23 protein-coding genes and 1 tRNA gene are annotated in these 22,688 nt (G+C 60.0%); 9 read left to right on the top strand and 15 right to left on the bottom strand.

The window, feature by feature from the left end; translation table 11 throughout:
- Positions 1-99 precede the first annotated feature (99 nt).
- Positions 100-501 (bottom strand): cupin domain-containing protein, encoded by a 402-nt coding sequence (locus NW870_RS04790; protein WP_414356659.1) that lies wholly within the window; start codon positions 499-501, stop codon positions 100-102.
- Between the two features lie 294 nt (positions 502-795).
- Between NW870_RS04790 and NW870_RS04785 the strand changes: the two genes are divergently transcribed.
- The 4 genes from NW870_RS04785 to NW870_RS04770 all read left to right on the top strand — a co-directional run bounded on the left by NW870_RS04785 (position 796) and on the right by NW870_RS04770 (position 5,452).
- Positions 796-2,436 (top strand): hypothetical protein, encoded by a 1,641-nt coding sequence (locus NW870_RS04785; RefSeq protein WP_414374178.1) that lies wholly within the window; start codon positions 796-798, stop codon positions 2,434-2,436.
- Positions 2,433-3,566, top strand: a complete 1,134-nt coding sequence (locus NW870_RS04780; RefSeq protein ID WP_414374176.1) for a hypothetical protein — start codon at positions 2,433-2,435, stop codon at positions 3,564-3,566. The genes NW870_RS04785 and NW870_RS04780 overlap by 4 nt, the downstream gene beginning before the upstream one ends.
- Positions 3,567-3,713: 147 nt before the next feature.
- Positions 3,714-4,514: a hypothetical protein gene (locus NW870_RS04775; RefSeq protein WP_414374174.1), complete on the top strand. Its 801-nt coding sequence runs from the start codon at positions 3,714-3,716 to the stop codon at positions 4,512-4,514.
- A gap of 101 nt (positions 4,515-4,615) precedes the next feature.
- Entirely contained in the window at positions 4,616-5,452 is an 837-nt protein-coding gene (locus tag NW870_RS04770; RefSeq protein ID WP_414332210.1) for a universal stress protein, read from the top strand.
- Positions 5,453-5,476: 24 nt separating this feature from the next.
- Here the strand turns inward: NW870_RS04770 and NW870_RS04765 are convergent, their stop codons facing one another.
- The 4 genes from NW870_RS04765 to prmA form a co-directional block, all read right to left on the bottom strand.
- A complete protein-coding gene (locus NW870_RS04765) occupies positions 5,477-6,997 on the bottom strand; it encodes a hypothetical protein (protein ID WP_414374172.1) in 1,521 nt (506 codons plus the stop codon).
- Entirely contained in the window at positions 6,991-8,289 is a 1,299-nt protein-coding gene (gene hisS, locus NW870_RS04760) for a histidine--tRNA ligase (protein ID WP_414374170.1), read from the bottom strand. Before hisS ends, NW870_RS04765 begins: the two co-directional genes overlap by 7 nt.
- Before the next feature lie 94 nt (positions 8,290-8,383).
- Complete coding sequence (locus NW870_RS04755) at positions 8,384-9,220, bottom strand: 16S rRNA (uracil(1498)-N(3))-methyltransferase (RefSeq protein ID WP_414374168.1); 837 nt, start codon at positions 9,218-9,220, stop codon at positions 8,384-8,386.
- On the bottom strand, positions 9,190-10,080 hold the full coding sequence (gene prmA, locus NW870_RS04750) for a 50S ribosomal protein L11 methyltransferase (RefSeq protein WP_414351501.1): 891 nt from the start codon (positions 10,078-10,080) through the stop codon (positions 9,190-9,192). The genes NW870_RS04755 and prmA overlap by 31 nt, the downstream gene beginning before the upstream one ends.
- A gap of 456 nt (positions 10,081-10,536) precedes the next feature.
- Between prmA and NW870_RS04745 the strand changes: the two genes are divergently transcribed.
- Positions 10,537-11,370 (top strand): hypothetical protein, encoded by an 834-nt coding sequence (locus tag NW870_RS04745; protein WP_414374166.1) that lies wholly within the window; start codon positions 10,537-10,539, stop codon positions 11,368-11,370.
- Here the strand turns inward: NW870_RS04745 and NW870_RS04740 are convergent.
- The gene (locus NW870_RS04740; protein ID WP_414356673.1) at positions 11,367-12,116 is read right to left on the bottom strand and encodes a phycocyanobilin:ferredoxin oxidoreductase; all 750 of its coding nucleotides are present in this window, start codon (positions 12,114-12,116) and stop codon (positions 11,367-11,369) included. The genes NW870_RS04745 and NW870_RS04740 overlap by 4 nt on opposite strands.
- A gap of 165 nt (positions 12,117-12,281) precedes the next feature.
- Positions 12,282-12,368: transfer RNA gene (locus NW870_RS04735), tRNA-Ser, on the bottom strand.
- Between the two features lie 151 nt (positions 12,369-12,519).
- Between NW870_RS04735 and panB the strand changes: the two genes are divergently transcribed.
- A complete protein-coding gene (panB, locus tag NW870_RS04730) occupies positions 12,520-13,305 on the top strand; it encodes a 3-methyl-2-oxobutanoate hydroxymethyltransferase (protein WP_011432343.1) in 786 nt (261 codons plus the stop codon).
- A gap of 137 nt (positions 13,306-13,442) precedes the next feature.
- Here panB and NW870_RS04725 read toward each other — a convergent pair whose 3' ends face one another.
- On the bottom strand, positions 13,443-13,871 hold the full coding sequence (locus NW870_RS04725; RefSeq protein WP_414374163.1) for a hypothetical protein: 429 nt from the start codon (positions 13,869-13,871) through the stop codon (positions 13,443-13,445).
- Between the two features lie 87 nt (positions 13,872-13,958).
- On the opposite strand from NW870_RS04725, the gene NW870_RS04720 reads away from it, so the two are divergent.
- Positions 13,959-15,635, top strand: coding sequence for a hypothetical protein (locus NW870_RS04720; protein WP_414374162.1), 1,677 nt, complete (start codon positions 13,959-13,961; stop codon positions 15,633-15,635).
- Here NW870_RS04720 and NW870_RS04715 read toward each other — a convergent pair.
- The 4 genes from NW870_RS04715 to NW870_RS04700 form a co-directional block, all read right to left on the bottom strand.
- The gene (locus NW870_RS04715) at positions 15,629-16,837 is read right to left on the bottom strand and encodes a glycosyltransferase (RefSeq protein WP_414374160.1); all 1,209 of its coding nucleotides are present in this window, start codon (positions 16,835-16,837) and stop codon (positions 15,629-15,631) included. The genes NW870_RS04720 and NW870_RS04715 overlap by 7 nt on opposite strands.
- 29 nt (positions 16,838-16,866) lie before the next feature.
- Complete coding sequence (locus NW870_RS04710) at positions 16,867-17,280, bottom strand: PH domain-containing protein (RefSeq protein ID WP_011432347.1); 414 nt, start codon at positions 17,278-17,280, stop codon at positions 16,867-16,869.
- 75 nt (positions 17,281-17,355) lie between these two features.
- The gene (locus NW870_RS04705) at positions 17,356-17,862 is read right to left on the bottom strand and encodes a hypothetical protein (RefSeq protein WP_011432348.1); all 507 of its coding nucleotides are present in this window, start codon (positions 17,860-17,862) and stop codon (positions 17,356-17,358) included.
- Between the two features lie 62 nt (positions 17,863-17,924).
- Positions 17,925-18,740 (bottom strand): ion transporter, encoded by an 816-nt coding sequence (locus tag NW870_RS04700; protein WP_414374159.1) that lies wholly within the window; start codon positions 18,738-18,740, stop codon positions 17,925-17,927.
- Positions 18,741-18,888: 148 nt separating this feature from the next.
- On the opposite strand from NW870_RS04700, the gene NW870_RS04695 reads away from it, so the two are divergent.
- Positions 18,889-19,482 (top strand): Maf family protein, encoded by a 594-nt coding sequence (locus NW870_RS04695; RefSeq protein WP_414374157.1) that lies wholly within the window; start codon positions 18,889-18,891, stop codon positions 19,480-19,482.
- Here NW870_RS04695 and gatB read toward each other — a convergent pair.
- From gatB to NW870_RS04680, 3 genes are all read right to left on the bottom strand, one after another.
- On the bottom strand, positions 19,479-20,951 hold the full coding sequence (gene gatB / locus NW870_RS04690; protein ID WP_414374156.1) for an Asp-tRNA(Asn)/Glu-tRNA(Gln) amidotransferase subunit GatB: 1,473 nt from the start codon (positions 20,949-20,951) through the stop codon (positions 19,479-19,481). The two genes, NW870_RS04695 and gatB, sit on opposite strands and share 4 nt — an antisense overlap.
- A gap of 149 nt (positions 20,952-21,100) precedes the next feature.
- Entirely contained in the window at positions 21,101-21,385 is a 285-nt protein-coding gene (locus NW870_RS04685) for an acylphosphatase (RefSeq protein ID WP_414374154.1), read from the bottom strand.
- A complete protein-coding gene (locus NW870_RS04680; RefSeq protein ID WP_414374152.1) occupies positions 21,382-21,558 on the bottom strand; it encodes a hypothetical protein in 177 nt (58 codons plus the stop codon). Before NW870_RS04680 ends, NW870_RS04685 begins: the two co-directional genes overlap by 4 nt.
- 270 nt (positions 21,559-21,828) lie before the next feature.
- Here NW870_RS04680 and NW870_RS04675 point away from each other — a divergent pair.
- Positions 21,829-22,688: RNA-guided endonuclease InsQ/TnpB family protein (locus NW870_RS04675; protein ID WP_414374150.1), on the top strand; the 860-nt coding region annotated here is incomplete at its 3' end.

Here is a 22,688-nt window from a genome sequence, read left to right as displayed (position 1 = left end):
CTTGGCCCACCTGACCCAAGTTTGCCCAACATGCAGAAATCTGTAAGCTTTCGGGGTCTGTACGCACAAATCGTGGATTCGGATGCCCAGGGGATCCCTCTACTGGCGGGCGTAGTCGTCCTCAAAGCGCACGATGTCGTCTTCCCCGAGGTATTCCCCGTTTTGCACCTCGATCAACACCAAGGGAAGGGTGCCGGGGTTTTCCAGGCGGTGCTTGGTGCAGGGGGGAATGTAGGTGGACTCGTTGGAGCTCAGCAGCATCACCTCTTCTCCACGGGTAACCTTCGCTGTGCCCCTGACCACGATCCAGTGCTCGCTGCGGTGGTAGTGCATCTGCAGGCTGAGCCGATGGCCAGGCTTCACCTCGATGCGCTTGATCTTGTACATCGGGCCTTCATCCAAAACCCAGAAGGATCCCCAGGGACGGGTTTCTGCTTGAGAGGGTACCAGCTCAAGCGCTGGAACTGCTGCATCATTCACGCCCCGCACAGCCTGCAACATAAGATCATGTCCTTGCAAAGTCACCCTCATTCTCTCTCAGCGTCCGAGACCTCCTCATCGACAATATGGCTGAATTGGCCTACGCCAAAACTCGTAGATAAAGTCTCTCAGGCCAGGGAATGCTAGTCTATCCCTGTGTCCAGTGCCTAGACACGTCAGCCCATCCCCACGCCCTACTTGAGACATGTTCTCATTAACACTAAATAGCTCTTGAGGCTCGATTGGCGATTTAACCAGTTACCCTCCAATTAATCTCCAATTAATTCTAAATTCTTGAAGCTACTGAAGTAACCCATGTTTCTCACCAAGCTCAGGGCTTTCTTGCGGCTCTTCGGGTCTACCGGGATCCTGTTTCTGCTGCTGGCCATTCTTCTTTGGGGTCTGAAGGAGGGCTGGGGCTGGGTGAGCTTGGAGATGCAGTTTCTCGGCTACAAGGGATCCGTGGCGGTTTTGGGGCCGGATCCGCGCCTGCCCATTGTGGGCACCACCTTTCCTCCCTTGCTGGTGCTGGCTACGGCCATTCTGGGACGATCCCCGCTGTTGCTGCAAACCATCTTGGGCTCTTTGCTGCTGGGCTGGACGTGGCGGCAGTTGCGCCGTTTGCCGGTGGAGGTGGGATGGCGCTGGCTGTGGGGTTTGTTGATGGTGGTGCAGCCGACTTTGATCTTGATGCTGCTGCGCAGCCCTGTTTGGACAGCCACCTCGCTTTTGCTGGGGGTAAACATGGCCTTGTTGTTTCCCCTGGCTGACGAGAAACGAGCAGCGGGGAAGTCAGTGGCGGCAGGGGATGAGCTGCCTATTACCCTGAGGCTGCTGCTCGTTGGGCTGGCGCTGGGGCCCCTGATGGTGCTGCGCTGGGAAAGTGGGTGGCTGCTGCCCTGGGTGGCAGGGGTGCTGCTGTTGGCTTTTCGCAAACAGTCCTGGGGTTTTCGGCTGGCTTCGCTGCTGGTGGCAGGGTTTATCAGCCTGGCCCTGATGTTGAGCTGGCTGTACGTGAACTGGCTGTCGGCAGGGGATCCCTGGGCTTTCACCTACCAGGTGGGCAGCGGTCTGCGGCTGCCGCAATTGTGGGAAGACTTGCAGCAGGCGGGTGGCTGGCGGGGGGTGCTGGAGGCTGGGAAATGGCTGGCGGTGCTGGCCCCTGCCTATCTGCTGTTGGGGCTGGGATCCCTGCTGGGCCGAGGCCCGGGTCGCTGGGTATGGGCTCTGGTCTGGGGGATGCCGCTGGTCATCCTGCTGGCTTCTCTAGGGCAGGGGCTGTTTTTGCGAGAGCTGAGCCGCTTTGGCCTTTTCTGGGTGCCGCTGCCTTTGCTGATGGGCGCCTACTTGTGTCGCGGAGCCGGCCCTGGCTGGGCTAAGCGCCTGTTGATCACTGCCCTCTTGGGGTTGAACTGCCTCACTGCCGGTTATGGGGTGAGCCAAGAGCCGGGTTTCCTCATGCCCCTGGTGGCCGAGGAGCGGGATCTCTGGGAGCGGCTGGTGGCAGGGGTAGTGCCCCTTAGTGGCGAGTTGGAAGCTGCCCAAAACCTGTATGAAGTAACCTCTGCTGGGCAAGCCCTAGAAGACTGGCGGAGGCTGCGGCAGGAAAAGCGCCAGGTTGGGCAGTATCTCTATCGCCACCTGTTGCCCGGACAAAAAGTGCTGGTGGACGACGACATCCACTTTGAGGCTATCTTTTGGGCAAGGGATCCCCGCTCTTTCCTTACTCCTCACCAGTACGAGTTTGCCCTGGCCCTTCAGCATCCCCAGGAAAGGGTGGACTACCTCTTGGTAGCGGGGCTGGCGGATCCCTTGCGGAGCGCCGATCGCATCCTGCAATTTTGGCCTGAGCTCAATTTTGAGGGGCTGCCGGGCTTCAGGGAGGTTTATAGCTCCCCCCAAGTGCGGCTGTGGGCTCGCCAACACCAAGAGGAACCGCAGGAGGAGAGGAGATGAAAAGGAGACGATCCTGGCAGCGGCGACAGGTGCTGCAAGCGGGCGGAGCGCTGCTGGCTGCCTATGGGGTTGCCGGCTGTGGCCAGGAGTTTTTGAGTCAGCAGGGGAGTCGCAGCCCGGAAAATGCTGAGACGGGAAGCATGAACTTGTCAGAGCTGCTGGCCCGCTGGCAGGTGGGCATTGGCGAGGATCCCGGTCGCTTCCTCTGGGAAATCGAGTCGGATCCGCAGGTGGCGGCAGTGGCGCAGGGGTGGGATCCCCATTTCCTGAGCGGCTGGCTGAACAGCTTTGATCACCGCCAGGGGGATCTCTCCTTTTGGCGCAACTGGCACCAGGCCGGGCTTTTGCGGCAGTGGTTTGAGCGGGGCTATACCCTCCACATCATCACCTGGGAAGACGACACCCACCGCCCCTGCGGCGACTACCACATCTCCAAGCAGTTTGTCCAGGATGTAGCCGAATTGGCCGGCTATATCGCTCAAGCCAACCCCCAAGGCCGCCCTACCTATTGGAGCCTGGCCACGGAGTTTTCCTATTGGCGGATCCCTGCCGATACCTACAACGCCGACACTGCCCCCTACTACCAGGCTCTCATGCGCAACGTCCTAAGAGCTCGCCAGGCCATCAAGGAGCGTTTGCCAGAGGCCGAAGTGGCCCTCTGTTGGGGCGGGTGGATTGCCACCTTCGACGATCCCCAGCGCGGGTCGGGGCGCAGCATGGTGGAGCCCTTTGCCGAGACGATGAGCCGGATGGACGGGATCGCCTTCCAGTCGATGCGCCAGCGGCGGCCAGGGGAGTTTAACCCAGAGCTGAACGGCCCGGATCCCGGTAACCCGGAGCAGATCCGCCTCTGTTGCCGCCTGTTTTCCCCCATCCACTCCAACCTGATGTTGGCCCACTACGAGCCATCGATTAAGGACAAGCACCCCAGCGGCGGACGGGCCGACACCGTCCATACAGACTTTCAGCTCATGAGCCAGCCGGAGTGGCTGCAGGAAGTGTCTCAACTGGGGCTGCGGCGCTTTTCCCTCATGCACTACGGCCTCTACAAAGGGGATCCCTATGGGGCGCTGACGGCAGCGCGGCAATTCCGGGCACAGGTGGGCCTACCGGCTGCCACCGCCAGTTAGCAGTCGTTCTAGAGCTGGTTTTGTCCCGGATCTTGACCCAAATCTTGATCCTAGGGATACAATCCCCCTGAAGCTGCCGGGATCCCTGCCATGGAGAAGCTGAGATTTCTAAGGGCAAGCCTGCTGGCGAGTCTAGTGGTTAGTGCAATGCCGCCGGAGCTGCCGGCCTGGGCAGGATGCGGTTTTCCCCGCGGTGCCGGCAAGACTTTCTTTTCGCTGCAGCCGGAGGTCTATCGGCCTCGCACCCGCTTTGACCAGGGGGGGCAACTGGGGCCTGCTCTCTCAGAATATGGGGAAACCCGCCTCAACCTTTTCGCCGAGACTGGCCTTAGCGATCAGCTCACTCTCAACCTCAACACCAGCTACGTTTTCCTGGAAAACCGCTTTGCCAGCGGGGCTGACACCGTTACCCAGCGCAACCAGGGCCTGCGGGATCTGGAACTGGGCCTGCGCCATACTTGGGGGAACGGGGATCCCTTCTTCTCGGCTCAGCTAACGGCCTTGATCCCGCCGGGATACGCCACCCGAGACATCCCCCTGCCCTTGGGGTACGGTGTTTTCGGCTACGATCTCAAAGTTGGGGTGGCGGCCAATACCCAGTTGGGATCCCTGCCCGCCTTTTTCGACTCCTGCCTCACGTTCCGAGATTACTTGGGCTATCCCGGGGATCGGGTCAAGGCCAACCTGACCTTCGGGGCAGACCTGACTCCTGAGCTGCAGGCCATCCTGGCCCTGGATGGGGATTTTACGTTGGGCAACGGCGCGCCTTTGTTGTTCGGGGATTTGGCCGTTCAGGATCCCGACTACGACAACCTCAAGCTTTCGGGCCAGCTCAACTGGCGGCTGGAGGGAGGGTTAACGCTGGGCTTGGGGGGGTTTCAGTTCCTGGCCGGTCGCAACACCAATGCCGGCGGCGGCTTTACCGGCTATGTGTGGCTAAGTTACTGAAACCCAACAAAATGTTGCAGGATATCCCCTACGGTAACAGGGATCCGCAGGGGCAGATCTAGGATGAGTCTTGGCAAACTACGGCCCGGAGAACGGATCCCATGTCTCGATTTGAGAACCTCATTGCCGCCATCGATGGCAGCGGCCCCACTGAGCAAATGGTGCATACCCTTCTGTCTCTGCCGGCCTTTGCCCAGTGCCACGTGACATTGCTGCATGCGGTGCCTTCCCAGACCTCTGCCGAGGAGATGCGGGCTGCCTGGCAAAAGGGGCAGGAACTGCTGGCCCAAACCCTGCAGACTTTCCCCCCCCGCCCAGGGCTAAAGATCAGCACGCAACTGGTGGAAGGGGATCCCAAGGTGGTGGTGCTGCAGGTGGCCGAGTCCCTGCCCAATCCGCTGATTGTGATGGGATCCCGGGGGCGCAACCGCATCATGGCCATTTTGCAGAACTCGGTGAGCCAATATGTGTTCCAGCTCGCCTCCTGCCCAATGCTGCTGGTCAAAGACGACGCCTACGTCAAATACCCCAGCCATGTCATGGTGGCCCTCAACAACTCCCCCGCTGCCCAGGCCGCCTTTGCCACGGCCCTTGACTTGATCTCCGGCATTCAAGGGGCCCAGATCTTCCTGGCCTCTGTGCAGTTGGATGCCGACAACCCAGGTAGAGATGAGGCTCTAGATCGGGCAATCGACATCCTCAAAAACCGGCAAATCGGCCACCAGGTGTTGACGGCTGTCGGGGATCCGGCTACGGAGATTGTCCGCCTGGCTGAAGAAAGCAAGGCCGATCTGCTGGTGATGGGATCCCCGGATCGCCGGCCCAGCATTGCCCGCAGCATCCCCGACCTGGATCGGCTGCTGGGGCGTTCCATCTCCGACTATGTGCGGGTGCACATCGGCTGCCCAGTGCTGATGGTGCGCTCCGTCCAAGACTAAACAGGACTCAAGAGCGAGGGATCCCTAAGGCAAGATAGAGCGGTGCTCTGTAACTCGGTCGCTCTGCTGCTGGCGATCCGGGCTGACGGCCCAAGCTTCAAAGATCAGCTCGGGGACGCCTGGGGGAATGGTCATGCGGGTTAAAGCTTGCCACTGCCCCTGATCGTCGCGGGAGAAGTCCAGCAACCAGCGGGGGCCATCCACCAACGAGCGGGTGCGGCCATGCTTGACCCAAAACTTGATCCAATAAGGTGGCTGGGAGGCGGCGCCGGCGGCGGAGGCAGGGGCCAAGGCCGGCAAACGCAGCACCACATCGAAATTGTCGCCCGCTCGCAATTGCTCAGGCACCAGCAGTTGTGGCGCCGGGCACACTTCTGGCGGCGGGGGCGAGTTTTTGGTGTCCTTGCTGGTGGCAGGCAGGGCGAATGCAGGCGGAGGTGGGGTGGCCGGGCTCCCTGCTGGGGCTGGCAGGGCGGCATCCTCGCCCATTGGCTCAGCTTGGGGGGGTGAGGGAAGAGGGGAAATCGGCGCCGCAGGCTGGGGGTTAGGTTCGGGTGCGGCCTTAGCAGAGGGCTCTGCCGGCTGAGTCGAGCCGGGATCCCCTCCAGCAGGAGCACTGTGCTGCCAGATGCGCAGCAGCTTTTGCAAGGTTCGTTCGGGAGAGAGCAGGGTTGCGGTCGAGGCAGGACTGGCAGCATCGGCCAGCCTCTCTTCCTCTTGCTGCTGCGGGAGGGGGATCCCTGCGCCAAGAAGTCCTGCCTCTTGGCTGCGACAGCGAATGGAAAAGGGGATGGTCAGGGTCTGAGGCGACGGCTCTGGATCCCACCAGGAGGAGGGAGTAAGGGCCAGTTCTCCCCGTAAAGGACGGGCCCACACTTGGCTGGGCAGGGTGATGGGGATGCTGAACACCGCCGTCCGCGCCCCCGCCGGGAGTTGAATTTGCCGTTGTCCCTGGAAAAGCGGCCTCTCCTCCCCTTCTGGCCAAACCTGTACCCGCAGCTCGCCGCTGCAGCCGATCCGCCCCGTCAACACCAGCACCTCCTCCGGGGATCCCTCCAATTCACTGTGCATTAGGGAAAACAGCTCTGGCGGGATGGCGACCTCTTTTTTCTGGGGGGGCTCAAACCCGGCCTCTTCAGCCACCGGGGCAGGGATCCCTCGTTCCGGCTCCAGAGGGGCAGGCACAACCTGAAAACGGAGACAATTGTCCAACTCGGTTTCACCGAACAGTTCTGCGATCAAGTCGGCATCTCGGCAGTGCAATTCCCAAAACCCAGGGGTGAGGCGGCTGGCAGGCAAAATAATGCCGATCCCTTCATCGTTGGTGCGCACAGAACGGGTTTGGACTTGTGGGGGAGTCGGGGCGGTGTCAGGGCCCTGATTCTGCGACGACAGAGGACGCTGCCGGACTTCCACCGTGATGGTGAAGTGGGGCTGAGGCGAACGGGCAACAATGGTGTAGGTATCTTCTTCCAGAACTGCGCCCTCGGCTGGTACCGGCTGCCAGTCTTCTTGGCCGTCGCGCCGAACCCAAAAATTCAACATGGCTCCATCACCTTAGGTGCTCCGCACTGCTGACCCGAATGGGATGCCAGATACTTAACCAGATCGGCTTGCAAAAGGGTTTGCTGTTGCCCTGTAGGCAGGTGCTTAAGCTGTACCTCTCCGGCTGCAGCTTCCGCATCCCCTAGCACAACAGCCCAAGTTGCGCCGCTGCGGCTGGCCCGTTTGAACTGCTTGCCAAAGGCGCTGCCGCTCAGATCCAGCTCGGTGCAGAAACCGGCTCGGCGCAGCGCTTGAGCGATCCGGAGGGATTGGGCCTCAGCCTTCGCCCCACGGGAGATCACGTAAACCTCGACCGATGTTGGCGGGATCTCCCCTTGCTTCTTTTGCAACAGCAGCACCAGCCGCTCCATGCCGATGGCCCAGCCCACCGCTGGGGTTGAAGGCCCGCCCAGCTCTTCCACCAAGCCGTCGTAGCGACCGCCCCCACAGACGGTACTCTGGGATCCCAAGTCAGGTGAGACGATCTCAAAGGCGGTGTCGGTGTAGTAGTCCAGGCCCCGCACCAAGTAGGGATCCAACTGGTAGGGAATGTCCAACATCTGCAGGTGATCTTGCACCTGCTCGAAGAAAGCCCGCGATTCTGGGCTGAGGTAATCCGGCAGCTTGGGGGCCCCCTCGGCAATCTCGCGGGTGCGGGGATCCTTGCTGTCTAGAATGCGCAGCGGGTTGCGGGTGAGGCGCTCTTGGGAGTCGGGATCCAGCTTTTCCCGCAAGGGGGTGAGGTAGTCCACCAGGGCCTGGCGATAGGCCCGCCGGTCCTGCGGATCCCCCAAGGAGTTGAGCCGCAAGCTCAGGTTCTCCGCCCCCACCGCCTGCAACAGCTCCCAGGCCAAGGCGATGACTTCCGCATCGGCGCGGGGATCCCGGCTGCCCAGCAGCTCTACCCCCAACTGATGGAACTGGCGTTGCCGCCCCGCCTGAGGACGCTCATAGCGAAACATCGGCCCACAATACCAGAGGCGTTGCACATCTCCAGCCATTTGCAGCCCGTGCTGAATGTAGGCCCGCACCACGCCCGCCGTGTTCTCGGGACGCAGGCTCACCTCTTGCTCGCCACGGGTGCTGAAGGAGTACATCTCCTTGCCCACCACGTCGGTGGCGCTGCCAATGCTGCGGGCAAAGAGTTCCGTCAACTCCAGGATGGGGGTGCGAATTTCTTGGTAGTTGGCCCGTCCCAGGATCTCTCGGGCGCTGGCTTCCACCTGCTGCCAGAGCCGCACCTCCTGCGGCAGAATATCTCGGGTGCCCCGCACCGCCTGGATCATCTCCATTCTCGTTCTCCCTCCCTGGGGTGGGCCTGGCCGCCTGCTATGCCAATGGCTGTTCTCGTCAAAGGACTCCGTCCCGCTGACGCAAACGGCCTAGTTATTGATTATCGGCGACAACACTCCCCGTCGCTAGCGGAGCCAAATGACCCCGATCCAAGCTCGAGTCCAACCAGGAGTAGGTGGCGGCAATTTGGCTGGTGGCAACAACAGCGGCGGTGGTAGCTCGCAAGATGGTAGGGCCAAGGGAGACGGACACTCCCCCATATTCCTCAGCCTGCCGACGTTCGGCAACGGTCCAGCCCCCCTCTGGGCCGATGGCTATGGCCAAGACGGGATCCCTGAGCTTTGGCAGGGCCTGCACCAGCAGGGGGGCGTTCTCGCGCGCCACGGCTATACCCCACCAGAAGGACTCCGTCCGAGTAGCGCGAACGGCTTGCAGCTCCGCCAGCCAACTTGTCCAAGGGGTGGGGGGATCGACCTGAGGCCAGCGCAACCGCTCACATTGTTCTGCGGCCTCCCGCACAATTTTTTGCCAGCGTTCCTGCCGCCCAGATCCCGGTTCCAACACGGTGCGCTCCGTCAGCAGGGGAGTAATGCGCGCCGCCCCCAGCTCGGTAACCTGGCGGAGCACCTCGTCAAACCCCTGCCCTTTGACCACCGCCAAGCCCAGATGCAAAGAAACAGGCAATTCCCGCGGCAGCACCTCCACCTCGCCCACAATTTGGGATCCCTGGGCTTGCCAACGGGCCGCCCACAGCTTGCCTGAGCCGTCCAAAACCAAAAAGAGATCCCCTGGCCTGAGGCGGCGCACCCGCTGCAAGTAGTGCTGTTGCAGACCAGTTAAATGGAGAACACCGCTGGGATCCCGCTGCGCCGGGTCAATCGCCAATCGGGGCAAAGCGTTCAGGTCATGCGTGCGTTCAGACAACACCATTCCCCCCGTCGCCAGAGGGCTGCCACCACCCATTCGTTGGCCTCCAGCATCTCCGCCACCAACTTGGCCTGCTCGATGAGGATGCCGCTGAGGATCAGCCATCCCCCCTCCTTCACCACCAGCCGAAACTCCGGGATCATATCCAGGATCACATCTGCCAGGATGTTGCACACCAGCCCATCCACCATTTCGGGAATCTGCTCCAGGCTGCCCTGAGCCACCACAATGCGATCCGTCAGGCCGTTGAGATCGCGGTTGTGCATCGTGGCTTGCACCGCCAGGGGGTCGATGTCCACCGCAAACACCCGCTTCGCCCCCAGCAGGGCCGCCGCCAACGACAGAATCCCGGATCCACAGCCCACATCGGCCACAGTCACTCCCTCGGCACCCCCGCCGCCCTCCAGGCGCATCTCCAGCGACTCCAGACAGAGCTGCGTGGTGGGGTGAGTGCCCGTGCCGAAGGCCATACCGGGATCCAGCCGCAACAGGTGACGACCGGGGTGAGGGGGCGGCTCCAGCCAGGCCGGACAAATGAGCAACTTATCCCCGATGGGTTGGGGCTGCCAGTGCTGCTTCCAACTGCTGCTCCAATCTTCCGCCTCTATGCGTTCCCAGCGCAGCTTCGGAACCCGCTGACCGGCAATGAGGGCATCTTGCTGCAGGCGCAGGGAGAGGGCTGCCAAATCCAAGAGGCTGACGTGAGGCCAAGGCAAATAGGCGTGAATGCAAATCTGATCTTCGCCATAGGCTTGGCTGGTCATGCCCCGACAGCCAAAATTCTCCAGCCGCCAAAAGATCAGGTCTTCTTGGGCAGGGGAGGCGATGAGACTGAGATCCCACCAAGCACCAGCGGGGTCCAGCGCTTGTGCGGGCGAAAACGGAGTGGGATTGGCAACAGTTCTGCTCACAGGGATCCCTTCACAAACCTAGGGAAAAACCAAAGTGATGGCCAACAAGATAGCGCTTCATGTCACCCAGCCGGCCAGCACTCAATGCGGCACTTTATATCAAAAATTGCAGCGCTCTGCTCAATTCATAGTTTAGGCTTATTCTGGCTATTCTGGGATTGAAAGGCTCACAGCGTCGGTTCAGCAGCGAAAAAAGGGGGGGAGCCCCCCTAATTGGGGGATGACCCTCAGCGGCTCTTTGGATGACCAGCTCAGCCCTGTGAGATAGATTAAGTCCAAAAGCATTGAACAAGAATTGGATGCAGCGTTGACATTCGTTCCGAGCCTCAGTGATTTTGCGGATAGATGGGGTTTGGCTAGGGCGTACTGAGCAACGATGGAGAAGGAGCAACGCAGGTGGCGAGGTCGATGTCAATTGAGCAGTCAGGGCAGCAGCCGAAGGTAGCTCCTTGGGGGATTACCAGAGGGGAAAGGGCTGCCCATGAAGATCTTCAGCCGCTCAAAGTCAGCACCCGCAAGAACTCCGTCCCGCTGACGCGATCCGCTCTGATGCGGCGTTTTAACCAGAGCTTTCCGCCTTTTTACAGCCAGTTTGTCAGCAGCGAGGTGCAGGCCCAAAATCTGCGCTTGGCCTACGCCCTCTACCAAACCCGCAAGGCGGTGGTACAGATGCAGGACGAAGGTCGCAAGACGGTGGTTTGCCTGGCCTACCGCAACCGACCTTCTCTGCTCAGCGATCTGTTTGGGGTGTTCACTGCTTTTAATCTCTCGGTGCATGGCATTCATCTCTATGGGCAGATCTACTCACCGCACCTGGTGTTTATCCGCACCATTGTCTCCCGCGATGGCCACAGCCTTTCTTCCCAAACCAAGCTCAGCCTAGAACGGGCTATTCACGAATGCCTGGCGGGTGTGTTTCGCGTTCATGAAACCTTGGCGCTGGAGTTTGATCTCAAGGCCGGACTAAAAGACGTGCAGGTTTCTTTTTATTTTGACCCGGTGTTTCATTTGCCCACACTTTTGGTGGATGTGGACAACCAGCCGGGCGTGTTCTACCGGGTGATGACGGTTCTTGCGCAGGAGGATTTGACCGTTGTTAACCTCAATTTGATGCTCCGCCGCAAGCAAACGCGCTTCATTTTTTACTTGCTAGGGCCGGATTCAACTCCAACCATGCCGGAGTTCTTAGGGCAAAAATTGGCGTTGAGCATCCAGCAGCGGCTGCAAGGGGATCCCGTCTAGATCTGCACAGGACTGGGAGGCAAATCGAAAAGGACGGTGTTCATGTAGCGCTCTGCCCAGGCGGGACCGAAGGCTTTTTCCAAAACGCGGCGGGTGCGGTCGTTCTGCTGTTGCTGGCTGCAATAGCGCTGCTGCCCCTGGTAGTGGGCCAAAATTTGGTCGGGATCCGTCTGCGGGGGAATCTGTTGCGCCAACCGACAGTGAATTTCCAAGTAACGGCGGGCAAAGTGCAAAAAGCGGTCGGCCTCTGCTTCGTCGGCAGGACGGACGAACAGGCAGTAGGGAGAAAAAATCGTGCCCCACTCCGGCAACCGGCGCCGATGCTGGAAAGGGGCCAGATGGGATCCCAACGCTTCCAGCTCTTGGATATAGAGATCGGGCAAGCTGGGGGTCACCGGCGAGAGATCGACAATGGCGGCGCTCACCTGTCCGCGACCGACCACAATGTCGCAACCGAACAGCGGCAGCGGGTACTGCGGCTGCGGAAACATAACGCAATGGAGAATGTCCAGGCTTTGCCCGGCCTGGGCCAGCTCCAGGTGCAGTTTGCGAAAGGGATCCCCTTGGTAGCAGCGGTTTTCAATTTGCAATTTCTCACCCTCTAGGCGGCCTTCCACGTAGCCCAGATCTTCAGGCAGAGGATAGGGGGCTAGGGTGAGGGTAGATCCCCAAACGTTCAGGATTGCCTCAGATAAGCCCTGAATGAGCGGATGCAGTTGGGCAGAGAGAGCAGGAGCGGTGAACATAAGACTCTAGAAGAAAGGCCAAGAACCCCATCCAACCTTGACCTTGGCTCCATGCCAAAGTGTTATGGGGGAACCGCACCGCTGATGCGAAGGGCTTGGGTGGGATCCCCAAAAATCCCAGAGGCCCTAGCTGGGCAAGGCGTTCTAAAACTGTATGCCTGAAGACGGAAGGGGTGGGATTCGAACCCACGGTGACCTTGCAGTCACAACGCTTTTCGAGAGCGTCACAATCAACCACTCTGTCACCCTTCCAGTCTGCTGTGGGGCTTTACCATCTTAACGGCAAACCGAGTCTCCTGCTTCTTCCCAGCCTCAAAGCCAAGCTTGCTTCCCCCACGGGATGCGGTTGATGGGAAAGTGCTCCGCACCGCTGGCGGGAACGCCCAGATGAGATCATGGAGATATGGCTGCTTTATCCATTCACCACTTTCGCCAGGCCAAACAGGCGGGTCAACCTTTGGTGGCCCTCACGGCTGCCGACTACGCCACCGCTCAGATTTTGGATCAGGCTGGGATCGACTTGATCCTGGTGGGCGACAGCTTGGCCATGACCCACTTGGGGTATACCAGCACCCTGCCCCTGACGCTGGAACAGATGCTCCATCACGCCCAGGCGGTGCGCCGCGGGGTAGAACGGGCCTTTTTGGTGGCCGACTTGCCCTTCTTGACTTATCAAGTCCACAAAGAACAAGCTCTCCTCTCAGCAGGGCGGTTGATGAAGGAGGCAGGAGTCAACGGGGTCAAGCTGGAAGGGGGTTACCCTGACATGGTGGAAACGGTGGCCTTTCTGGTGCAGCGGGGGATCCCGGTTTTGGGTCATATCGGCCTCACTCCGCAGGCCAAACATCAACTGGGAGGCTATCGCCAGCAGGGAAAAACCACTCCGGAGGCGGAGCGTCTGCGACAAGAGGCCCTCAGCCTGGAACAAGCAGGGGCATTTGCCCTGGTTCTGGAGCACATGCCGGCGGAATTGGCTGCCCAAATCTCAGCCCAGGTGGGGATCCCAACCCTGGGCATTGGAGCCGGGCCGGCCTGCGATGGGCAGATTTTGGTCACCCACGACCTGCTGGGGCTGAGCGAGCGGCTCCCCCCTTTTGCCAAGGCCTATACCAATTTGAGACAGGCGATCCGAGAAGCGGTGGAAGCTTTCGCCGACGACGTTCGCCAAAAAGTGTTTCCCCCCCGCTGAAGGGATCCCTTACCCATTCAAAGCTTGGGCAGAGGTGCTATGCCTACGGCACCTCATACTGCTACCTACTACTACGCAATGCTTATGGGAACGGGAACCGCACCGCTTTCTCAAGGCTGGGCAAGGATAGGGCGACCTCAGGGATCCCTGAGCAGCACCGTCCCGGTCACCACAGCGCTTTGACCCAACCGGTCGAAGACCCGCAAGCTGAGCAGGTAGGAGCCGGGCACCAAGCTCAGGGGAGGGCGAATGCGGAAGCGGGTTGTACAGAACACCTCTCCCGACACACAATTCACCTGGGCTGCCGATAGCGTCTGCACCTCAATCCCCGACCACGACACCTGAAACGCCAGCTCCGCCGGGATCCGGCCCGGCACCGATACCGAAACCCCCAGCTCCAAAAAGCCGTTCCGATGTACCACAGAAGGGATATCGCTGCTGGTGATCAAAGGCGGCGGCGGAGTACTGGCCGTCAGCGCATCGGCACCACAACCGACCAAGGCCACGCCCAGCAGGCCCAGCGCCCATCCCCAGGATTTGGATCCCAGCTTCATCACAGGGTTCATCTGAAAACTCACCTTCTCAGTATAGAGGGCGGGGGCAACAGAGTTAGTGTTGGTTCTGGGAAAAGCTAAAAATTTACACTACAGATAGTGGCGAGCTGGATTTTCATCCAGACCATCTGCTACAGTAAGGCCCATAACCTGTCGAGCAGCCTGGATATGGAAGGGGAAGAGGAGCTAAAAGCCTTGCGGGCGCGGGTGCGCAACCTAGAGCGATCCCTCGCCGAATCGGAAGCGCTGTCATTGCAGCAGATTGAGTGCATCCATCGCCTGGAACATCAACTGCTGGAAGCACAGGCCCAGATTCAAGAGCGGGATCAAGCTTTGCAAGCGTGTCAAGAGGAGAAAGCGCGGCTGGCCCAGCGCCCTACCCCAGAGGCTTTTCAGCTTCAGCAACAGCACATCGAAGAACTGCAGAATCTCCTGTGGGAAATGGAGCGCCGTCCAACGCTGGAGCACTACCACATTCTGCAGCAGCAGTTGCAAACCAGTCAGACGGAAATTGAAACCCTCAAGGCGGAATTGCAGCGGCGCGTCGATCCGGCCCGATTTTACCAACTGCAGCAGGAGCTCCTGGAGCTGAAACAGCAGGCCAACCAATTGGGAGAATACGCCGTCAAGTTGCCGCAGGTGCAGCTTTTGCAAGCCCAACTGCAGCTCCGTGTACAGCAGCTAGAGGAGGAAAAAGCACAATTGCAAGCGCAAATCCAAGAGTTGGCTGCTCGACCTTCTGCACAAGAACTGGAAACCCTACGGGCGGAGCTAGAGGCTGCCCACCGCCAAGCGGAAGCCGAATGGCAGCGTTTGAAGACCCATCTGGAAACCGAAAAGGCACACATGGAAGCTGACCTGAACACCGCCCGGCAACGTATTCGCGAACTGGAAGAGCGTCCTACCCCAGAGCAATGGGCACGCTTGCAGGCGGAGCTGGATCATCTGCGCCAACAGGCCTCTTTTGCCAAGGCCGAGCGGGCCACCTTGCTGGAAGAGCTGCAGCAGAGTCAGCGGCAGCAAGCCGAGCAAGCCCAACAGATTGCCAAGCTGGAAGCGGAAGCAGCCCAGGCCGCCCACCTCAGGGAAACAGAGTCCTCACAGGCGCAGCGAATCCTTGCCCTGGAGGAGCAGGTGCAGGCTTTGACCCGCGAGCTTGGTGCTTTGCGAGCCGAGCGGGATCAGCTCATGCAAGAGTTGGCCCAGCGTCCCACCCTTGCCCAGTGGCAGGAAGTTCAGCAGCAGGTGCAGGACACCCGAGAAAGCCTGGAAGCAGCCCGGCGGAGGCGAGAACTGGCCGAGGCCCATCATCTGGTCAGCCAAAAGCAAATCGAGAAGTTGCAGCAGCAGGTGATGGCTTTGAAAACCGAGTGTGTGCAGGCCCACGCCTACGCGCAAACCCAAGAAAAGGAAGTGGCCCTGCTGCAGCAGCGCAATCAAGAACTGGAAGAGCAACTGGCCACACTGCGTCAGTCGGCCTCCGCTTCCCCTCAGCCAGCGGTTGTCGAGCCCAGGTCGAATCATCGGGCCCAGGAACGGATTCCTGCCGCGGCTGACGAGTCTGCTCCTTCCCCGGCCACCACCTGGAGAACACCCACCCCAGGGATCCCGCCGCTCACCCTGGACGAGCGGGAAGAAAGTGCCCCGCTCGGCTGGCGCCAACGGACAGAAAGGCTCCTGAAACGCTCCGCTTTGGCCGCTTCACGGGCAGGAGGGGAAACGGGCAGTCGCAACCGGATTGAGTTGCCGACTTTTGTGCAGCGGCGGCCCTACTGAGCGCTCCATTCTCGGGGATCCAACCGTTCTCCAGCTTGAAAACGAGGCCAAGCCCAGCGCAACAGGGCTCCCAGCTGGGCATGAAACCGCTCTGGGGCAAATTGCAGAGCATGGGCCCGAATCCGCTGCGGATCCCATTCCTGTCGATCCGCCTGCCGCAGCCCTTCCACCAGCGCTTCCACACTGGCCTCGGGAATGAGGATGCCGGTTTGGCCGTGGATGACCGTCTCTTGGGCACCTCCCCGGTTGAGGGCAACCACGGGGCGACCGCAGGCCTGGGCCTCCACTGCCACTAGGCCAAAATCCTCCTCCCAGGGGAACAGCAGCAGCCGGCAATTGGCTAGCAGTTCCCGGAAACGATCGGGGGGCTGATGGGGCAAAAACTCCACCTGCGGCCCCGCCAGTCGCTTGAGCCGAGCCAGCTCCGGCCCTTCGCCCACAACCAGCAGCCGACGACCCAGCCGTTCACAGGCGGCAATCGCCAGATCCACCCGTTTGTAGGGCACCAGTCGGCCTGCCACCAGGTCATAATCGGCGCTGGGATCCGCCACCGGCTCCAACCCCTGCAGCGGAACGGGCGGATAAATGACCACAGCCTCGCGGCGATAGAGCTTGGCAATGCGGCGGCGAATGTGCTGGGAGTTGGCGATCAACAGATCTGGACGTTGAGCTGCCAGAAAATCCCATTGGCGCAAGCGGTGCAGCAGCCATTGGCCAATTGCGCCAACAGGCCCGCTTCTCCCCAGCCCTTCTCGCTGCAGATACAGCTCCCGGTTCTCCCAGAGGTAACGGGTGGGGCTGTGGATGTAGCTCAGGTGCAGGGTAGAGGCTCCCGTCAGGATCCCTTTGGCAAAGGCGTGGCTGCTGGAGATCACACAGTCATAGCCGGAGAGGTCGAAGCTCTCGTAGGCCAACGGCATCCAGGGCAGCAGATACTTGAGGCGGGCGTGGTAGTCAGGGCGCAACACCCCCAGCCACTTGGCCCAGCCTTGCAAAAAGGAGGTGTGAATTGTCAGCTCCTGCCAGCTCGGCGGCAGGGTGTGAGCGGAGAAGAGACTGACGTAAAGGGGGGCCTGGGGGGCAAAAGCCACCAGCTCCTGCAGAACCTTTTCCGATCCCCCCGGCCAGATCAGGTACTCGTGCACCAGGGCCAGGCGCTCAGGCCAAGCGGGATCCCGGCTGGGAAGAGTGGGGACAGCCACAGGAAGGGATCCCCAAGGCTCAGGCACTGTCAGGACTTGGCAGAGCGGCGCTTTTTGCCAATTGGGCCGCTCACCTGCTTGGCTTTCTCGTCGATCCGCTCATTGATGTAGTTGTAGATCTCGCGGAAGCGAGGCAGGGCCCGCATCTCCAGGCGACTGCCGTCCTTGAGGGTGAGCACCATGTCTCCCCACACGCCCAAGCCACGGGGCACCATAACCACCTTGGCAATCTCGCCGTAGATTACATCTGAGCGCTCCTTGCCGCCCCATCCCCCAATCACGGTGATGCGACGATTGGTAATCCGATAGTGTACCCACAGCTTACGCACCAGTGCCCCCACAAACAGAGGCAAGCCGACAAGTGTAGCCCCAATGAAGGAGTTCAACACCAAATCGCCACTGTGGGGGCCGCCCTCAAAAAAAACCTCCTCTTGCACCGCCATGCAGAGCACCGTCCGGTTGTTTAGAGTGTTGCCGTTAACGATCTTAAACGATTTCTCAGCTTTCCCCAACTGGGGCTAACGGCAGGTTCGGGATTGGGTCAGCCTTCGGACGGCTTGTAGGGAACGGCAGGTGGCCAAGACCAGGTAAACAAACAACACCATCACCACCACCGCCACCGCTGCGGCTCCGGCATTACCCAGCCAGCCCCACCCTTCCAGCCCCGTCAGGGCCACCAAAGCCCAAGAAGCCGGGTGCAGCATTCCCCCCAACAGGAGAATTTGCGAGAGCATTTGCCCAGCCGTAAAGCGGGATCCCAGCACCACCAGGGCCAGTCCGCCGCCGATGTTGATCAACCCCATGTTGCCCAAAAAGGCGTAGCAAATGTGCCAGGCGTACTTTTGTTTGGGCACCTCCTGCCAGAGGAGGGGCTCGGCAGGGATCCCCGAAGCCTCCTGGGGGGCGAGCGGCAACGGCTGAACTTGGCTGAGGATCCAGCCGAGGACAATGGCGGCAACTAGCATCGCCACGCCCGCCTTCACGTTCAGCTTGCCGGGGATGGTTAGCTCGGGGTGGGCCAACATCGCAGATCCTCCTGCAACCCGTCCTAGCCTATCCTGTCTTTGCCCCAAATTGGCCAACAGCCTCAATCCCTTGGATAGAGCAGTGTGCCGCAGCGCTTGCAGAATTGGGCATCCCCATCGTGTTGGGACAAACCGCACCCTGGGCAGGCCCATTGCACCGAGTTGCCGCTTTTCACCAATTGTTTGATCAGCTCCCCCACTTGCCAGGGAATTAGAGCGATCCCCGTCAGGATCATCAGCACCGTCAGCAACCGACCCAGCTCAGAACTGGGGGTGAGATCCCCAAACCCCACCGTGGTCATGGTAACGACGGAAAAGTAGAAAGCATCCAAAAAGGTGGCAAAAGCGCCAGGATTCACTGGATGTTCTACCTGGTAGATCAGCCCAGAGTAGACGAAAACAATGGCAAAGAGGGTGAAGAAAATGCGCAGCAAAATGCGGCTATCGGCGGAGATCACTTGCCCAAACAGGGTTTTGCCCTCCACCAAGCGCAGCAGCCGCAGGATGCGAAACCAGCGCAAGAGGCGGATGAAGCGAATATCGGTTAGCCCGGCAAAAAAGGGCAAAATGGCCAGCAAATCGATGAGTGAATAGAGGCTGAAGACGTAGCGCAGCTTTTGCGGGGCCGCCGCCAGGCGGAGCAGATATTCCACCACAAACAGGCCGAGAATGAGGCGATCCACCCGCTCCAGCCCAAGACGCACCTCAGGGGGAACGGGATAGGTTTCCACCACAAAGAAGGTGGACGAACAGAAAACCAGCGCCGCCACCAGCAAGTTCACCCAGCGGCTTTCCGGAGTGTCTTGATCCCCCCAATAGCGCTGGAGGATCCCAGAATGGGCAAGATCGAGATCAGCTTGGGTGGGGAGAGTGGTCACAAACGGGATCCAGCTGGGAAGATATCGAGAGAGTTTCCTTTCAACGCCCATCAGGCGCATACTAACTAAGCTAATGGAAACTAGCTCACAGAGCGAACTTCCCCTAAGCAAACGTCCAGGCTTTGGGTGTTAATTAGGTGTTGAGTCGATGTTGCCTCCTATCGTACTGGCCTCGCAATCCCCTGCCCGCCGCCAATTGTTAAAGGCTGCCGGGATCCCTTTTCGCGTTCAGCCCAGCTATTTTGACGAAAGCCAAATCAAAAGCTCAGATCCCGTGGAGCTGGTGCAGAAGCTGGCCTCGGCGAAAGCCGAAGTGGTGGCGGCCCAGCAACGGGAGCCCGTCTTGGTCGTGGGGGCCGACTCTGTGCTCTACCTAAATGGCGAGATCCTAGGTAAGCCGCCCAATGCCCTAGAGGCGGAACGGCGCCTGCGGCAAATGCGGGGCGAAGTGGGAGAGCTCTACACAGGCCATGCCTTAATTGACACGAAGCAGAACCGCCGCCTCACCCACTATGCGGTGACGCGGGTGTTTTTTGCCAAGCCCAGCGACGAGGAAATCCGCGCCTATGTGGCCACCGGTGAGCCGCTCAATTGTGCTGGCTGTTTTGCCATCGATGGCCGCGGCAGCCTGTTTGTGGAGCGGATCGAGGGGTGCCCCGGCAATGTGATCGGGCTGAGTTTGCCCCTGCTGCGGCGCATGATGCAGGAGTTGGGCTATTCCCTCACAGATGCTTGGAGCTAGCCGTCGAGGTGTTGCTTGAGCAGGTCGTTGGCCAGCTTTGGATCTGCCCGTCCCTGAGTTTTTTTCATCAATTGCCCGACAAAGTAGCCGAAGAGCTTGGTTTTGCCCCCCCGATACTGCTGCAGTTGCTCGGGGTTTTCTGCCAGCACCTCGGCGATCATCTGCCCCAGCAGAGCGCTATCCGAGATTTGGGTCATGCCCTTAGCTTCCACCAGGGCGCGGGCCGATCCCCCTTTTTCCAGCAGTTCCGGCAGGATCTCCTTGGCGATTTTGCTGGAGATGGTGCCCTGCTCGATGAGGCCAATCAGCTCGGCCAGGGTTTCCGGCTTCAGGGCAATGTCGGGATAGTCCAGCTTGTGGGTGTTGAGGTAGCTGGCGATGTCGCTCATCATCCAGTTGGCGGCTGCTTTCGGGTCGGCACCGGCGGCGATCACGGCTTCAAAGTACTCGGCAGTATTGCGCTCGTCGCTGAGGTAGCGGGCATCGTACACCGAGAGGCCGTACACCTCCTGGTAACGTCGCCGCTTCACACCGGGCAATTCCGGCAGCTCTGCCCTCCAGCGGGCCTTTTGCGCTTCGGTAACGCGAATGGGCGGCAGATCCGGCTCCGGGAAATACCGATAGTCGCTGGATCCCTCTTTCTTGCGCATGCTGATGGTGCGCTGGCTGTTTTCTTCCCAAAGGCGGGTCTCTTGCACGATCCGCTCGCCTGCCTCCACAGCCTTGACTTGGCGGTTGAACTCGTACTCGATGGCCCGTTGGATGGCGTTGAAGGAGTTCATGTTTTTAATTTCCACCTTCGTGCCAAAGGTCTGGGATCCCAGCGGACGCACCGAGATGTTCACATCACAGCGCAGGGATCCCTCCTGCAGGTTGCCATCGCACAGCCCGGCATAGCGCAGGATGCGGCGCAGCTCTTGCACATACTCGGCTGCCTCTTCCCCGCTGCGGATGTCCGGCTCGCTGACGATCTCGATGAGGGGAACCCCCGCCCGGTTGAAATCCACCAAAGAGTAGCTGGATCCCGATAGGCGGTCGCTGCCAGCGTGGACCAGCTTGCCCGCGTCTTCTTCCATGTGCAGACGGGTGATGCCGATGCGCTTGGTGCGACCGTCGCTGAGCTGGATCTCAATCCAGCCGTGGGTGGCAATTGGCAGGTCGTATTGGGAGATTTGGTAGTTTTTGGGCAAGTCGGGGTAAAAGTACTGCTTGCGGTCGAACTTGCTGTAGGGGGCAATGGTGCAATTCAAGGCCAAACCCGCTTTGACCGCGTACTCCAGCACCTTTTCGTTGAGCACCGGCAGGGTGCCGGGCAGGCCCATGCAGATGGGGTCAATCTGGGTGTTGGGGGGAGCGCCAAAGGCTGTCGCGCTGCTGGAAAAGATCTTGGAGCGGGTGCTGAGCTGGCAGTGAACTTCCAACCCAATCACAGCTTCGTATTGCACTTTGGCGGGGGCAGCAACAGTCATGGGATAGGAAAAACTGGCGGTGTAACCATTCTAGTGTGACCTTGCAGGGATCCCAGCTCACAGACAGTTTCTGGGGACGGCAGCCCAGAACCCAGGACGAGGCCGGAGCAGCCCAGCTTGAAGCAGATCCTCAGAACAGCGAAACTTCCTCAAACGGTAGGGCGAATCTCAAAAGTGGGTAGACCTTCCGGCGGCTCGGAACGTTGCTCAATGGCCTCCACAACCGAACCGGGGCTGCCCTGTTGGCACCAGCGCAGCATCGCCTCCACCACAGCAGGGGATCCTTCAAAAACAGCCTCTACACGACCATCCCGCAAATTGCGCACCCACCCTTGAACACCCGCATGGAGAGCCATCGCTTCGGTGTGGGCTCGAAACCCCACGCCCTGAACCCGCCCCCGTATCCAGACGTGAACGCGAACCCTGTCACTCATGCCGACGGGGATCCCTCCGTTGTGCTGCAGGGTTCTGGCGACTCGGTCGGCTTCGCCGGGGTCTCTCGCCGATCCAGCCATTCCACGAGAACGTTGACAAGGACAATCAACCCCAGGATCCCCAGCGAGATCCCACAGGCGTACCCAATCGCTTGCCACAGCACGGGAGACATGAGCCCAACCTCACGAAGAATGCTTGTGCAGAAGAACCCACCCTTCAAGCACCTTAACAGATGCCGGATCCCCAGCGACCTACGGCCCGCTTCGCGAGCATCCATTTTGACCCTTCCAATCCCAAAGGGTTCCCCGCCAGCTCAAAATCTCTGCGCTCGAAAGTTAACAAAACGCGCGGAATTCCCCACCCTCTGTAGGGTGGGGATGGATAGCGCCACTGGATTTGTGGAGCACTCAGAACTAGGACAGGTGGGGGTAGGATAACGCACATGGCAACCAGAAGGCAGACCTTTCGACTGTATCCCAGCAAAGCCCAGGAAAAGGCTTTGTTCGAGGCTCGTCGTCTGCATTGTTATCTTTACAATGCTTGCATTGCCCATCGGGAAACCGAGTACCACCTCCACCGCCGAACGGTGACCTACCTGGAACAGCAGAACCTACTCCCCGAATTCAAGCAGGTGTGGGGGGAGTTTGCCCAACTGAACTCCCAAGCCCTGCAAGCCACCGTCAAGCGGGTGGATTATGCTTACCAACGGTTCTTTCGAGGACTGAGTAGGAAGCCGAGGTTCAAGTCCATTCGCCGGTATTCGGGCTGGACGTATCCTGCCCGGTCGGGGTGGAAGGTCAACAGCACGGGGAAGCATGGCACGGTCACACTCAATGACTTGGGCATGACCCTGAAAATGCGCGGTCAAGCCAAGCATTGGGGCGTGCCAACAACGCTGACTATCGTCTACAAGCCGTCCCGGCGGCAGTGGTTCGCTTCGTTGACGGTTGAGGTTGCCATACCAGAGCCTAAGTTTGGGTCGCAGTCGGATTTGCGATATGAGTCCATCGTTGCCTATGACTTGGGTACAGAGACCGCCCTGACCCTGTTTGATGGGGCGGAGTTTCGGGAGATTACTAATCCCCGCTTTACCCAGCGGAGTGAGGAGAAGATTCGCAGAGTCGCCAGACTGAAGCGCAGAAAGCGTGCCCCTAAAAAGGGCGTCAAGGCTTCCAGAAGGTGGAAGAAAATCCACCGGTGGGAAGCGCAACTCAAAGCCAAAGTTGCCCGTCAGCGCAAAGACTGGCAACACAAAGTTACGTCAGAGATAGCTTGTCGTTATGGCGAAGCGCTCCGCGCCGC

This window comes from Synechococcus sp. R50.1 (assembly GCF_047462115.1).
Taxonomy (GTDB): Bacteria; Cyanobacteriota; Cyanobacteriia; order Thermostichales; family Thermostichaceae; genus Thermostichus.
The sequence above is the reverse complement of the archived record's forward strand: the minus strand, read 5'-3'. Positions and strand labels throughout refer to the sequence as shown.